The organism is Brevundimonas sp. T2-11 (genome assembly GCF_055397675.1).
Map to the genome: position 1 here is coordinate 2,165,310 of NZ_AP027920.1, position 13,933 is coordinate 2,179,242.

Annotated in this window: 8 protein-coding genes, 3 tRNA genes and 3 rRNA genes; 3 read left to right on the plus strand and 11 right to left on the minus strand. The window is 61.4% G+C overall.

What is annotated here, in order from left to right; genetic code table 11:
- Window positions 1-34 precede the first annotated feature (34 nt).
- From ACZ5XO_RS10615 to ACZ5XO_RS10665, 11 genes are all read right to left on the minus strand, one after another.
- Entirely contained in the window at window positions 35-1,588 is a 1,554-nt protein-coding gene (locus ACZ5XO_RS10615; RefSeq protein ID WP_464162327.1) for a sensor histidine kinase, read from the minus strand.
- Between the two features lie 53 nt (window positions 1,589-1,641).
- A complete protein-coding gene (locus tag ACZ5XO_RS10620; RefSeq protein WP_464162328.1) occupies window positions 1,642-2,352 on the minus strand; it encodes a response regulator in 711 nt (236 codons plus the stop codon).
- A 2-nt stretch (window positions 2,353-2,354) separates the two neighbouring features.
- The gene (locus ACZ5XO_RS10625; RefSeq protein ID WP_464162329.1) at window positions 2,355-3,713 is read right to left on the minus strand and encodes a DUF4153 domain-containing protein; all 1,359 of its coding nucleotides are present in this window, start codon (window positions 3,711-3,713) and stop codon (window positions 2,355-2,357) included.
- A 497-nt stretch (window positions 3,714-4,210) separates the two neighbouring features.
- Window positions 4,211-4,287: transfer RNA gene (locus ACZ5XO_RS10630), tRNA-Met, on the minus strand.
- Between the two features lie 72 nt (window positions 4,288-4,359).
- Window positions 4,360-4,474, minus strand: a 5S ribosomal RNA gene (gene rrf / locus ACZ5XO_RS10635).
- A 79-nt stretch (window positions 4,475-4,553) separates the two neighbouring features.
- Window positions 4,554-7,333: ribosomal RNA gene (locus tag ACZ5XO_RS10640) — 23S ribosomal RNA — on the minus strand.
- Between the two features lie 244 nt (window positions 7,334-7,577).
- A tRNA-Ala gene (locus ACZ5XO_RS10645) sits at window positions 7,578-7,653 on the minus strand.
- A 40-nt stretch (window positions 7,654-7,693) separates the two neighbouring features.
- Window positions 7,694-7,770: transfer RNA gene (locus ACZ5XO_RS10650), tRNA-Ile, on the minus strand.
- Window positions 7,771-7,971: 201 nt separating this feature from the next.
- A 16S ribosomal RNA gene (locus ACZ5XO_RS10655) occupies window positions 7,972-9,432 on the minus strand.
- Together the 16S, 23S and 5S rRNA genes with 3 tRNA genes alongside form the textbook arrangement of a ribosomal RNA operon.
- Window positions 9,433-10,023: 591 nt before the next feature.
- Entirely contained in the window at window positions 10,024-10,452 is a 429-nt protein-coding gene (locus tag ACZ5XO_RS10660; protein ID WP_464162330.1) for a CBS domain-containing protein, read from the minus strand.
- A 63-nt stretch (window positions 10,453-10,515) separates the two neighbouring features.
- On the minus strand, window positions 10,516-11,280 hold the full coding sequence (locus ACZ5XO_RS10665; RefSeq protein ID WP_464162331.1) for a rhomboid family intramembrane serine protease: 765 nt from the start codon (window positions 11,278-11,280) through the stop codon (window positions 10,516-10,518).
- Window positions 11,281-11,293: 13 nt separating this feature from the next.
- On the opposite strand from ACZ5XO_RS10665, the gene hfaA reads away from it, so the two are divergent.
- The 3 genes from hfaA to hfaD are packed head-to-tail and all read left to right on the plus strand — an operon-like array spanning window position 11,294 to window position 13,930.
- Complete coding sequence (hfaA, locus tag ACZ5XO_RS10670) at window positions 11,294-11,728, plus strand: holdfast anchoring protein HfaA (protein ID WP_464162332.1); 435 nt, start codon at window positions 11,294-11,296, stop codon at window positions 11,726-11,728.
- Complete coding sequence (hfaB, locus tag ACZ5XO_RS10675; protein ID WP_464162333.1) at window positions 11,725-12,738, plus strand: holdfast anchoring protein HfaB; 1,014 nt, start codon at window positions 11,725-11,727, stop codon at window positions 12,736-12,738. Before hfaA ends, hfaB begins: the two co-directional genes overlap by 4 nt.
- Window positions 12,668-13,930, plus strand: coding sequence for a holdfast anchor protein HfaD (hfaD, locus tag ACZ5XO_RS10680; RefSeq protein WP_464162334.1), 1,263 nt, complete (start codon window positions 12,668-12,670; stop codon window positions 13,928-13,930). Before hfaB ends, hfaD begins: the two co-directional genes overlap by 71 nt.
- Window positions 13,931-13,933 lie beyond the last annotated feature (3 nt).

The following is a 13,933-nucleotide window of genomic DNA, read 5'->3' on the forward strand; positions in this document are numbered from 1 at the left end:
CGCCTTCGAGCGAAGGCTAGCTTTCGCGGACTCCTTAGGATGAAGCGCGCACCCCCTGTACGCATGGCAAGGAGAGCTGGAACATTGCTCCGGCCGGTGACGTCACCAACTCTAGATCGGCGTGATTTGCCCGCAGCAGCGAACGGGCGATCGACAGACCCAGACCGGCGCCGCCCTCGCTGCGACGGGTGGTGAAGAACGGTTCGAAGATCCGCTCGACATCGCCGTCAGCCACTCCCGGCCCGTTGTCAGCCACCAGCAAACGAACGTGATCGGCCTCGACACGAGCGGTGATGCCGACCTCGCTCGCGCCCACCTGACGGCTGTTCTCCAACAGGATAGTCAAGGCCATCTCGAGGCTGGCCTCGGGCAGGGCGACCTTGGGCAGATCTGCCGGCAGATCGACAGCGATCGCCAGACCGCCCTTCAGGCCGTCGGCGATGCGGACCGTCACGGGCTGAAGTTCCACCGCCGCCCCCGCCTCGGGCCGCGCCATGTCGGCGCGCGCCAGGTCCAGCAACCGCGTCACCAGATCGGACAGGCGCCGCGCATCGGAATCGATGTTGCCGAGGAAGCGACTGCGTTGCTCCGCTTCCATGTCGTCGCCGTGGTCCTGCAGGAGTTCGACAGCGCCCTGGATACCCGCCAACGGCGTCTTGAACTCGTGGCTGACCGCGGCGGCGAAGTCGCGCAGATAGCGGGAACGGCGATCCACGGCCTCGGCCATCCGGCCGAAGTCCTCATAAAGGTCGCGGATCTCGACCGCGGCTGTCGCGGGCGGCGGCGGCACCTTCCCCCCGCCGTTGGTGACGTCGCGGGCGACCCGACGCAGGGCCTCGATGGGGCGTGCGATGCCGCGTGAAACCACGACAGCCAGGACGCTGAGCAGACCGAGAACAGCGATGATCCCGAACAGGATCTTGCCCCGGTCCTGGTAGACGCCCTTGAACAGGGCGCGCGGCGACCGCGAGGTCAGGATGATGCCCTCGACCCGACCGTTCACCACCACAGGCCGGGCGTGATGGATACGAAGTCCCGAGGCGCGGCTGAGCCATTCCATCTGATATCGCGGCTGGTAGGCCGCGTTGCGGCGCAGGACCGTTGAAGGCGAACCGGACAGGCTGGCCTTGACCTCGGGGAGATCGCGCCAGGTTCCGCCCTTGCCCAAGCCGCGCACCACGATCCCATTGCGGTCCATCAGGACGATGGAAGCCAGGGTGGTGCGGCTGGTCTCTTCCATGATCGGCGCCAGGCGCGCTGCGGCGGTCAGGGCCTGGGGCTCCGGCGGCGTCGATGCCTCACGCGGCGCGGGACGCGGCCCCAGCACGGGATCAGAGCGCAGGTCGATGCCCGCCGGCTCTGGACGAAAATAGTCCGGCGCCGCCCGCTGGGCCTCGGTCGGGACGAAAACTCGAGCGCCGGGCCACAGGGTTTCCGCCGCCGCCGCCAGGGCCGCCGTCTGGGCGATCAGCTCCGCCTCGGTCTGCCGGACCAGAGTGTTCTCGTAGACTCGTAAGAAAATGGCCCCGGCGCCCGGCAAGATGGCGGCGAAAAACAGGACTGACACCAGGATGGTGCGCAGGCGCATGGCGGGCCAATGCGCTCGCACGAAGGCCCGCGCCTGTTGAACAGCGCCCCCGATCACGCCGCCTGACCGCGACAGGGCCCCATCTGATACCCGACCCCCGCGCGAGTCTCGATGACGTCAGAGGCGCCGAAAGCCGCGAACTTGGCGCGGAGGTTGCGCACGTGGCTATCGATGGTCCGATCGGTCAGGGCGAAGCCCGGTCCATGGATGCGGTCGATGATGGCGTCGCGCGTGAAGACCATCTGAGGGGTCGCCGCCAAGGCCTTCAGGATTCCGAACTCGGTGATGGTCAGCGCCACCTCCCGATCATCCCAGCGCGAACGCCAGCCATCGGTGTCCAGCGACAGGCGGCCGATGCGCACCGCACCCGGCGGCGGAGGCGGCGGCGACAGGTTTACTCGGCGTAGGATGGCGGCGACACGGGCCACCACCTCGCGTGGGCTGAACGGCTTGACCACATAGTCGTCGGCGCCCAGTTCGATGCCCAGGATACGGTCGATCTCGTCGTCGCGCGACGACAGGAACAGAACCGGAAGCTGACCCTGCGCACGGATGCGGCGACAGACCTCGATCCCGTCCATGCGCGGCATGTTGATGTCCAGGATCACCAGATCGGGCGCTCGCTCGGCGATGGCGGCCAGCGCCGCCTCCCCGTCCCCGGCCTCGCGCGTGGCCAGTCCCGCCTTGCCGAGGGCGAAGGTCAGAAGGTCGCGAATATGCGGGTCGTCGTCGACGACCAGGACTGTGCGCTGCATGACGGCCATGTTCAGGCTCCGGCTTCGTAGGTCAACGGGGAAGCAACAGGCGCCGGTGGCGGCGCAATCGCGGGGGCGGTCACGGCTGGCGGAATGATCCATCCGTCGCAGTCACGCTGACCTGGGATCGGCGTCGCCAACGGCTGACCTGCGGTCAGACGCGCCACGCGCTCCAGCCGCCGCGCGTCCCGCCACCGCCAGCCGCGCCACTCGGCCTGATGAGCTTGCATTGTCGTCATCTGACGGGTGCGGACAGCCGCTACGCGGTCCTTGAGCGCCGGGTCAGATACCCGCTGCTCCAACTCGACAAGAGCGACAAGGGACGCGCCGTTCAGGCTTTCCAGATAACAGAGGTCCAGTTGCGCCCCTTGGCCGTCGATCTCGCGCGCATGACGGATATTCCAGGATGCGGCCACCGCCCCCAGGTCGATGGCGCTGACGATCGCCATCACCACCAGCGCCGTCCCGACATTGGCGTTAATCAGCCAGTTCCCACTCTTGTTCCGCAGCAAACGCCAGCAGATCAGACCCAGGCCTGCACCGACCAGCACCATCCAGATCATGGCCGCGATGCGGAACCGGGTCAGGGAATAGACCTCGATGTAGTCTGCCGTCCGCAGCAGACTGGAAGCCACCAGCAACAGATTCTGCCCGACCCAGAGCATGACCAGCCCACGAACCAGAGGCCGCGTCGCCGTCTCGGATCCCGGGCGCAGGAAGACCAGGACGAACAGGCCCGCCAACAGGGCCGTAACGATCAGCGGATAGGCGCCGCGGTGGGCGTATTCGGCCAGACTAACCCCCTCTGGCAGAGGCGCGCCGCTCCACAGAAAGGCCAGGTCCAGGCCGTTTTGCACAGCGAACAGCAGGTTGAACACCACCAGCGACAGGGTGACTGAGGCCGTCGCGCCGCCAGGGACCGCGCGTCCCTGCAGCGACGGCAGGGGGATCAACTGACGCCGCCAGCGCGGACGAAGGATTCCTCCGACAGCAATCAGAGCCCCCAGCCAGAAAATGATCCGAGCCGCCGTCTCATCCGTCAGCGGCGGCAACCTCAGATACGCGAGAAGCTCTCCTATCAGCGGGTTTGCACTGGCGAACAGGGCCATGAACACCCCCCCGCCCAGCACGGGCAGAGCCAGCAAACGTATCGCTCCCCACAGATTGAGCGCGCGCCCGCGCTTCCGGTTGACCCGGCTCAGTCGAAAGAGATCAATCCACGGTCCGGCCAGAGCCACGGCGGCATGAACGACCAGCCTCTGGGTCCAGCGCCAGGCTTCCTCGCCGCGCCGAACCCGCGCTGACTGCATCGCGACCATCAGAGCCAGACCGAACAGCACCCAGGTCAGAAAGCTCGGCCTGTCGATCATCATCAGGGCTAGAGCCGTCGCAGCCCCCGCCGCCGCCAGTCCGCGCCGGTCTCTGATCCAGCCTTTGCGAAACAGAGCCGCAGCCCCAAGCCACGACAGAGCGAAGCAACCCAGAGCCGCACCTGGTCGGTGCATGAAGAACAAGGCGTCAGCCGCAGCGACGAGCAGGAGTCCTAGAGCGGCCTTCAGCCAGAAGGAGGATCGAAGGGATGAGATGGACACGAGCGGACAGCGCCTCCTTTTCAGAGACGCCCTTGTCGTCACACGGCATCAAGCCACGATGATTGAACGGTCGAGCTTCATGACAAAACCCGTGCAGACCCTGTGCAGAGGGACCGGAAAGCGCCAGGACCTCTGAGCGGCAGGAGCTCGCAGGGCTGCTTACACCCCGTTGCGGACTCCGCCGCAAACGGAAGCGCCAGACGGCGTTGCGTCGCTGTTTTGGGCGTGGACGGCAGAAAGCCCCGCCGAGTGTGTCAGCGGGGCTTTGAGATGTTTGGGTGCGGGAGCAGGATTTGAACCTGCGACCTTCAGGTTATGAGCCTGACGAGCTACCGGGCTGCTCCATCCCGCGGCAAGGCGGAGAGTGAGGGAAGAATGGGGTTCGAAGACTGTGTGTGGCAGTTATTTCCTGTGTATCTGGTAGACCCCGCGGCGACCTACTCTCCCGCGCCTTGAGACGAAGTACCATTGGCTCTGGAGGGCTTAACGACCGAGTTCGGAATGGGATCGGGTGTGGAACCTCCGACATAGCCACGGGGTCAACCAGACACACAAGAAGAAGAAGACATCGTCGCGTATTGTTATCGGCAAGTAGAACCGAATGAGTTTTGCTGAGAAACGATCAAGCCGATCGGATTATTAGTACCAGTAAGCTTCACACGTCACCGCGCTTCCACACCTGGCCTATCAACGTGGTAGTCTTCCACGATCCTCAGCGAAGCCTTGTTTTGAGGTTAGTTTCCCGCTTAGATGCTTTCAGCGGTTATCTATTCCATACTTAGCTACCCTGCTGCACGGCTGGCGCCATGACAGGTCCACCAGAGGTATGTCCATCCCGGTCCTCTCGTACTAGGGACAGATCCTCTCAAGCTTCGAACACCCACGGCAGATAGGGACCAAACTGTCTCACGACGTTCTGAACCCAGCTCACGTACCACTTTAAATGGCGAACAGCCATACCCTTGGGACCTGCTCCAGCCCCAGGATGTGATGAGCCGACATCGAGGTGCCAAACTTTGCCGTCGATATGGACTCTTGGGCAAAATCAGCCTGTTATCCCTAGAGTACCTTTTATCCGTTGAGCGATGGCCCTTCCACTCGGGACCACCGGATCACTATGGCCGACTTTCGTCTCTGCTCGACTTGTCAGTCTCGCAGTCAGGCGAGCTTATGCCATTGCACTCGACGAGCGATTTCCGACCGCTCTGAGCTCACCATCGCGCGCCTCCGTTACACTTTGGGAGGCGACCGCCCCAGTCAAACTACCCACCACGCCATGTCCCGGGACCGGATAACGGCCCTCGGTTAGACGTCAACGACAGTAAGGGTGGTATTTCAAGGATGGCTCCACCAGAGCTGGCGCCCCGGTTTCATAGCCTCCCACCTATCCTACACATACGGTCGCTAACGCCAAGGCGAAGCTATAGTAAAGGTTCATAGGGTCTTTCCGTCTGACCGCGGGAACCCCGCATCTTCACGGGGAATTCAATTTCACTGAGCCTGTGCTGGAGACAGTGGGGAAGTCGTTACGCCATTCGTGCAGGTCGGAACTTACCCGACAAGGAATTTCGCTACCTTAGGACCGTTATAGTTACGGCCGCCGTTTACCTGGGCTTCAGTTCGGAGCTTTCACTCCTCCCTTTAACCTTCAGGCACCGGGCAGGCGTCAGACCCTATACGTCGCATTGCTGCTTCGCAGAGCCCTGTGTTTTTGCTAAACAGTCGCTACCCCCTGGCTTGTGCCACTCATTCCTGCTTGCGCAAGGTGAGTCACGCTTATTCCGAAGTTACGCGTGCAATTTGCCGAGTTCCTTCAGCACAGTTCTCTCAAGCGCCTTGGTATGCTCTACCTGACCACCTGTGTCGGTTTCGGGTACGGTCTCTGCTGGAGTTATTTCCAGGGACAACGCCCCTGCAAGGACAATCCAATAAGCCCTTACAAGTTATGCCATCCGTCACTTCCAGCTGGTGCAGGAATATTTACCTGCTTCCCATCGACTACGCTTTTCAGCCTCGCCTTAGGGGCCGACTAACCCTGCGCAGATTAGCTTTACGCAGGAACCCTTGGTCTTTCGGCGACAGAGTTTCTCACTCTGTTTGTCGTTACTCATGTCAGCATTCTCACTTCCGATACCTCCAGCCAACCTCACGGTTGACCTTCACAGGCTTACGGAACGCTCCGCTACCGCTTGCAGTAAACTGCAAACCCATATCTTCGGCGCATGGCTTTAGCCCCGTTACATTTTCCGCGCAGGATCGCTTGATCAGTGAGCTGTTACGCTTTCTTTAAAGGATGGCTGCTTCTAAGCCAACCTCCTGATTGTCAAAGCAATCCCACATCGTTTCCCACTTAGCCATGACTTGGGGGCCTTAGATGATGGTTAGGGTTGTTTCCCTTTTCACGACGGACGTTAGCACCCGCCGTGTGTCTGCCCGATAGTACTCCTGGGTATTCGGAGTTTGGTTAGTATTGGTACCGCTCGCGCAGCCCGCAACCATCCAGTGCTCTACCCCCCAGGGTATTCGTCGGACGCTCTACCTAAATAGATTTCGCGGAGAACCAGCTATGTCCAGGTTTGATTGGCCTTTCACCCCTATCCACAAGTCATCCGAGAATTTTTCAACATTCACCGGTTCGGTCCTCCAGTTAGTGTTACCTAACCTTCAACCTGCTCATGGATAGATCACCTGGTTTCGGGTCGTCATACGTCGAACTTAGCGCCCTATTCAGACTCGCTTTCGCTGCGCCTACACCTAACGGCTTAAGCTTGCTCGACACATGAAGTCGCTGACCCATTATACAAAAGGTACGCCGTCACCCCGCTTGGGGGCTCCGACTGCTTGTAGGCTTCCGATTTCAGGATCTGTTTCACTCCCCTTGTCGGGGTGCTTTTCACCTTTCCCTCACGGTACTTGTTCACTATCGGTCGTAGAGGAGTACTTAGGCTTGGAGGGTGGTCCCCCCATGTTCAGACAGGATTTCACGTGTCCCGCCCTACTCGAGTCTCTTGCTGTTTGACGGCTACGGGGCTGTCACCCGCTATGGCCGATCTTTCCAGATCGTTCGCCTTTATTTCACAAGAGCACTGGCCTGGTCCCGGTTCGCTCGCCACTACTACGGGAGTCTCGGTTGATGTCCTTTCCTCCGGTTACTGAGATGTTTCAGTTCACCGGGTTCGCTTAATGAAGCCTATGTATTCAGCTCATTATACCTTTCAACAATCCACCAATCGCTGCTCCGAAAAGCAGAGTTGGAAGACTGTAAAGGTGGGTTCCCCCATTCGGAAATAGCCGGATCAAAGGGTGCTAGCGCCTCCCCGGCTCTTATCGCAGCTTGCCACGTCCTTCATCGCCTCTCTACGCCAAGGCATCCGTCAGAAGCCCTTAAACGCTTGATCGTTTCTCAGCAAAACCCATGCATAGGCTACCCGGGGGATGGAAAGAGGTATCCGCCGGACCTACACCTGGTTTTACTTGCCAGACGATGTCTTCTTCGAACCTGTCCTGAAAGCCTATGAGGGGCCGGACAAATTCTTCCTTCACAATGTCAATGCAGACGATCCGAAGATCAGCTGCAAACTTGTTTTGATCGCGATACTCGCCGGGGCTCAAGTAGCCGCCAGGCGGTAGCCCCAAGGGAAATGGTGGAGCCTAACGGATTCGAACCGATGACATCCTGCTTGCAAAGCAGGCGCTCTACCAACTGAGCTAAGGCCCCAATCAGGGAATAGCCAGGAGAGCTTCGGTTTCCGTCGTGCTGGTAGGCCCGGGCAGACTCGAACTGCCGACCTTACGCTTATCAGGCGTACGCTCTAACCACCTGAGCTACGGGCCTTCAGGCAGCGCGACAGCCCAAGACAACCAGGCTCGCGATCACGCCATCACTGTCATGAACCCACATGGCTCAAGGTCGTGATGACGAATGGTTGGAAAGAGAAACGGAGACGGCGGCGTCCCGCATAATGTCAGTGTGCCTAAGCACCCGACTAAATCGGAGCCTCAATAGCCTCGTGAGAGACTGGAGAAGCATCCTTAGAAAGGAGGTGATCCAGCCGCAGGTTCCCCTACGGCTACCTTGTTACGACTTCACCCCAGTCGCTGACCCTACCGTGGTCGACTGCCTCCTTGCGGTTAGCGCATCGCCTTCGGGTAGAACCAACTCCCATGGTGTGACGGGCGGTGTGTACAAGGCCCGGGAACGTATTCACCGCGGCATGCTGATCCGCGATTACTAGCGATTCCAACTTCATGCCCTCGAGTTGCAGAGGACAATCCGAACTGAGACGACTTTTAAGGATTAACCCTCTGTAGTCGCCATTGTAGCACGTGTGTAGCCCACCCTGTAAGGGCCATGAGGACTTGACGTCATCCCCACCTTCCTCCGGCTTAGCACCGGCAGTCCCATTAGAGTTCCCAACTGAATGATGGCAACTAATGGCGAGGGTTGCGCTCGTTGCGGGACTTAACCCAACATCTCACGACACGAGCTGACGACAGCCATGCAGCACCTGTGTCCTAGTCCCCGAAGGGAAAGCCACGTCTCCGTGGCGGTCCAGGCATGTCAAAAGGTGGTAAGGTTCTGCGCGTTGCTTCGAATTAAACCACATGCTCCACCGCTTGTGCGGGCCCCCGTCAATTCCTTTGAGTTTTAATCTTGCGACCGTACTCCCCAGGCGGATTGCTTAATGCGTTAGCTGCGTCACCGAACTGCATGCAGCCCGACAACTAGCAATCATCGTTTACGGCGTGGACTACCAGGGTATCTAATCCTGTTTGCTCCCCACGCTTTCGCGCCTCAGCGTCAGTAATGAGCCAGTATGTCGCCTTCGCCACTGGTGTTCTTCCGAATATCTACGAATTTCACCTCTACACTCGGAGTTCCACATACCTCTCTCACACTCAAGATCGCCAGTATCAAAGGCAGTTCCGAAGTTGAGCTCCGGGATTTCACCTCTGACTTAACGATCCGCCTACGCGCCCTTTACGCCCAGTAATTCCGAGCAACGCTAGCCCCCTTCGTATTACCGCGGCTGCTGGCACGAAGTTAGCCGGGGCTTCTTCTCCGGGTACCGTCATTATCGTCCCCGGTGAAAGAATTTTACAATCCTAAGACCTTCATCATTCACGCGGCATGGCTGCGTCAGGCTTTCGCCCATTGCGCAAGATTCCCCACTGCTGCCTCCCGTAGGAGTTTGGGCCGTGTCTCAGTCCCAATGTGGCTGGTCATCCTCTCAGACCAGCTACTGATCGTCGCCTTGGTGAGCCATTACCTCACCAACTAGCTAATCAGACGCGGGCCGCTCTAAAGGCGATAAATCTTTCCCCCGAAGGGCACATTCGGCATTACCACCCGTTTCCAGGAGCTATTCCGAACCTAAAGGCACGTTCCCACGTGTTACTCACCCGTCCGCCACTAACCCCGAAGGGTCCGTTCGACTTGCATGTGTTAGGCCTGCCGCCAGCGTTCGCTCTGAGCCAGGATCAAACTCTCAGGTTGAGTTGACTTATCTGACCTAAGCTTAAGACGACTAAATCGTCTTGGCGTTAGTTCTACGTATTATTGACGAGATCCCACGTCACCGATCCGAAGACCAGTTACATGGTATGTCTTTTCAAAAAGACCGCAGATTGTCAGTGTCGACTAAAGTTCCGAAGAACTTCGCCAGGACACCGCCGCCTGCGTTTCTCTTTCCAGATCAACGATTTCAAAGACCACAACCGGTAAAACCGGCCGAACCGTTTAACGCCCGTTCGCGGCGGAGGCGGTGTTTAGCGCCCCTGATTTTCCGTGTCAACCAGTTCTTTTTAAAGAACTTTCTCAACACTTCCCGGAACCCGAGAGCCCCAGCGGAGGCGGCCTTCTAAGGAAACCAATCCTCCAAGTCAACCAGGCTTTTCAGCCCTTCCGCAAACCCGGAAACCAATGCCCCGGATCCACTTCGCAAAGCCCGTCTCCGAACCCCGCGCCACGCCCGTTCCCGAGCGAGCGGCGGATATACGGACACAGCCCCGAATCCACAACCCTCAAATGACAGAAATACGAACTATCTCAACGAACCAGAGTCCACGACATTCAACAGGCCGCCCCCTATCCCGCCGCAATATAGGTCCGCAGACTTTCAGCTTCCTGGGTCGCCTCGGCGATCTGACACTTCACAACATCTCCGATCGAAACGATGCCTGTCAGGCCGTCGCCGCTCAACACCGGCAAATGACGGATTCGCCTGTCGGTCATGCGTTCCATGAGCGTCGCGACGGTCTCGGTGGGCTGCGCATAGATCACGTCAGTCGTCATATAGTGGGAAACGGGCCGTTCCAGCGCCGCGATCCCGTCCTGCGCCACGGCGCGGACCACGTCCCGCTCCGACAAAACACCGACGACGTCATTTCTGACACAGACGATCAGCGCCCCTACCCGCTTGCGATCAAGTTCGCCGCAGGCGTCACCCAACGCCACATCGGGCGACAGGGTGAAAACGACCTGTCCCTTACCCTTCAGAATCTCGGCGACCAGCATGGCGTCTCCTTCCCGTCTGAATGAGAAGCGACCGCGGACCGGCCGCTACACAGGGAAGATCGCTCAGACGCCCCCGGGACGCAAATCCGGTGGCGAGCCGAACCATCGCCCCAGAGGGCCGATCGCCAACAGGCCGAATGCATAGCCGAAGAGGTGCGCCTCCCAGGCGACGCGGGCTCCCTCGGCGCCAGGCGCCCAGCCGATGAGGCCGACGACCAGATTGACGCCCATCCACGCCGCCGACGCCTTCAGGACCGCCGGATGCAACAGCGGCGACACGCGTCCATGGCCGCCCATCAAGCGCGTCGCCGCACCGATCAGGCCGAACACGGCTCCCGACGCCCCGACAAGCGGCGCTTCACTCCCGGGATGGCACAATCCATAGCCCAGGGCCGCTATCACGCCGCTGGCTATATAGAGAACAACGAAGGCCAAGGGCGCGAGGCCCCTTCCCAGAAACCGGGCGACCGGCGCGCCGAAAGCCAGGGCGGCGACTGCGTTCATCGTCACATGCGTCCAGCCGCCGTGCAGCAGCATGGAGGTGAAAAGACCGCCCCACTGCCCGCGCGCCAGATCGGCGCTGCGGAAAGCCATGGACAGGCCCTGGTCCGGCAAACGCTCCTGAAACCAGTAAAGCACAGGCATGGACGTCGCGATCAGGACCGGCAGAAAGGGAGCGTTCAGGATCTTTTCACGCGGCGCGCCGGCCGGTTCGTCCGCTGACTGTTGCATCCTGCCTAGATGGACAATGTCGCCGTTAACCTCAAGGCGTCCCAAAACCATCATTTCCGTCTGGCACGACCGTTGCTGAGTGAGCCGCATAGACATTGCGGAGCCTCACATGCCGTCCCAAAGACTGACACTGCCGATAGCGACCCTGACGATCAGCCTGATCGTCGGCGTCGGCGCTGTCGCGGCCCAATCTTCGGGCTCGGCCGGCGCCGCCCAGTTCCAGGCCGGCTACGGCGGCTCGCGCTACACCACCGCCCAGAACGCCACGGGATCGACCCGCGACGCCAACGGCAACCGCCTGATCGTCGACGGCATCATCCAGGCCGGGGCCAGCAGCTACTCCAGCAGCAGCGCCGGGGTCTCGGCGGGCCAGAACGGATCGGGCTCCGGCGGCACGAACATCGGCGGCGCGACCGCCATCGGCAACAATCTGAACGTGGTGGTGCAGGGCAACCGCAACACCGTCATCGTCAACTCCACCCAGACCAATACCGGCAACATCACTGCCGGGACGGCCCTGAACGGATCGCTGGTTTTCCCATGAGCACCAACATCTCCCTGCGCGCTCGCGCCGCTGTCGCCGTCGCCGCCGTCGCCGCCCTGCTGGCCGGTTGCGCCAGCACCAGCGCTGGTCCCTCGGGCCAGTACGCCAAGCCGATCGGCAATGCTCCGGTGACGTCCAACCCGACGCCCTATTCGACCGCGCTCTATTGCCTGGCCGACTATGCGCGTCGCTACAACCTGCCCTCGCCGCGTATGGCCGTGGGCCGGATCAGCGATTACACTGGCACGGTTTCGGCCGACGGCGGCCGCCAGATCACGCAAGGCGCCTCGCTGATGGCGAACACCGCCCTGGCCAAGGCCGGCGCGCGGATCGTCGAGCGCTACGACACCTCGGTCTCCGAGCTGGAGTTGCGCTACGCCAACAACAAGCTGATCGGCGACGACCAGCCGAACGGCGCGCCCCAGGACGCCGCCTACCGTCGCATCCTGGCTGGTCAGGTGCCCGGCTCCGACTTCTATGTCGTCGGCGGCATCACCGAGGTGAACTACAACATCCGTTCGGGCGGTTTCGACATCGCCGGCGGCGAAGTGGAACAGGGCGGCGGCTCGGGCCTGCTGACCGGCAAGGTCTTCGTGATGAACGTCGCGATCGACCTGCGCCTGGTCCAGACCACCACTCTCGAGGTCGTCGATGTCGTCTCCTACCAGAAGCAGATCGTCGGTCGCGAAATCTCGGCGGGCGTGTTCGACTTCCTGAACGGCAACGTCTTCGACATCTCGGCCGGCACCAGCGGCATGGAGCCGGTGCAACTGGCCGTCCGCGCCCTGGTGGAACGCGCCACCGTCGAGTTCATGGCCAATCTGTACGGCGCCCCCGGCCCGGAAGTCTGCCTGAACCCCGCTAACGACCCCCTCGCCGACACCCCCGTCGGCCCGACCGGCGGCTTCTATCCCGCCTATGCCAACACGGACACGAACAATGGCCAAACTCGCGCGGACCCGTCTCGCTGGCACGATCGTCGCGACAGCGCTGTGCGCGGCAGCCGCTAACGCGGCCGTCGCCCAGGATCACGGTCTGGTCCTGAACAACCAGTTGCAGCTCGGCGACGTCGTGGCCGGACAGACGCTGAACGTCGTCGACGTCAGCGCCCAGGTCACCTCGTCCGCCGCCGCCAACGGCAACAGCCTGATCGGAGGCACTGAGGGCGACGCCCTTCGTCTGCGCTCGTCCCAGACGATGCAGGGCGACGCGGCCGGTTCGACCACCCTGACCCTGGGCGGCGACACTCGCGGCCGCGTGACCAGCGTCACCCAGGCCCGGGCCAACTACCTGGCGAGCACGGCGATCAACGCCCCTATGGCGGTCGAAGCAGAACAGACCGGCGACGGCGATGTCACGGCTTCATCGCGCATCACCGGCGTCGATGCTCGTCTGATCAGCGGCGGTCAGATCGCCTCGGGCGCCTTCGGCAATACGGTCGCCCTGGCAGGCGCTGCTTCGGGAAGCCACCGCACCGCCGTCACCGGCAATATCGACCAGACCATGAAGGGCGATGTGCGGGCGACCAATACGGCCTCGCCACGGTACGCCCCCGCTCCGACCGACTTCTCGAGCGAAGCTGTCGCCAACGCGGTTCAGGTTTCAACCGGCCCGTCCTCCAATCAGGAACTGACGGTCCGTCAGCGCTCGTCGGGCGCCGAGGTCGAAGCAGACACGAGCGTCTGGGCCGGCAACGCCTGGGATCTGACCGGACGCGCACGCGCCGCCGGCAACCAGGCCGCCTTCTATAATCAGGGCGGCTCGCTGGTCACGACGACCGAGCAGGACAATAGCGCCCAGATCCGCGGCTCCGTTGAACTGAGCTCGTATGATTTTGGGGCAGCCACGGCCGCTGCTGACGCCATCGGCAATAATGTCGTTGTCGGCAACAACGACATCTATGTCGATATCGACAACATCCAGAACAACACCGGCGGCGTGGAAGCTTCGGCCTCATTCGTCGGACAAAAGGGTTATGACGCCTATGTCGGCGCCAACGCCGCCGGCAACTCGATCACTGGCTACGCCTGTGCACAGTGCGGCGGCGACCTGAACGCCAACAATGTTCAGACCAATGCAGGAAACGTCCGCGCCATGACCAATACGACCATCAATGGTCAGGGCCGCAACGTCATTGCGGGTTCCAACGCCGTCGGCAACGCCGCGACCTTCTACGTCACGGGCAACGGCGGGGGCGGTTGAATT

Coding starts and splice junctions, on each gene's coding strand:
- ACZ5XO_RS10615 (WP_464162327.1), bottom strand. CDS start 1,588: ATGCGCCTGCGCACCATCCTGGTGTCAGTCCTGTTTTTCGCCGCCATC.
- ACZ5XO_RS10620 (WP_464162328.1), bottom strand. CDS start 2,352: ATGGCCGTCATGCAGCGCACAGTCCTGGTCGTCGACGACGACCCGCAT.
- ACZ5XO_RS10625 (WP_464162329.1), bottom strand. CDS start 3,713: ATGATCGACAGGCCGAGCTTTCTGACCTGGGTGCTGTTCGGTCTGGCT.
- ACZ5XO_RS10660 (WP_464162330.1), bottom strand. CDS start 10,452: ATGCTGGTCGCCGAGATTCTGAAGGGTAAGGGACAGGTCGTTTTCACC.
- ACZ5XO_RS10665 (WP_464162331.1), bottom strand. CDS start 11,280: ATGTCTATGCGGCTCACTCAGCAACGGTCGTGCCAGACGGAAATGATG.
- hfaA (WP_464162332.1), top strand. CDS start 11,294: ATGCCGTCCCAAAGACTGACACTGCCGATAGCGACCCTGACGATCAGC.
- hfaB (WP_464162333.1), top strand. CDS start 11,725: ATGAGCACCAACATCTCCCTGCGCGCTCGCGCCGCTGTCGCCGTCGCC.
- hfaD (WP_464162334.1), top strand. CDS start 12,668: ATGGCCAAACTCGCGCGGACCCGTCTCGCTGGCACGATCGTCGCGACA.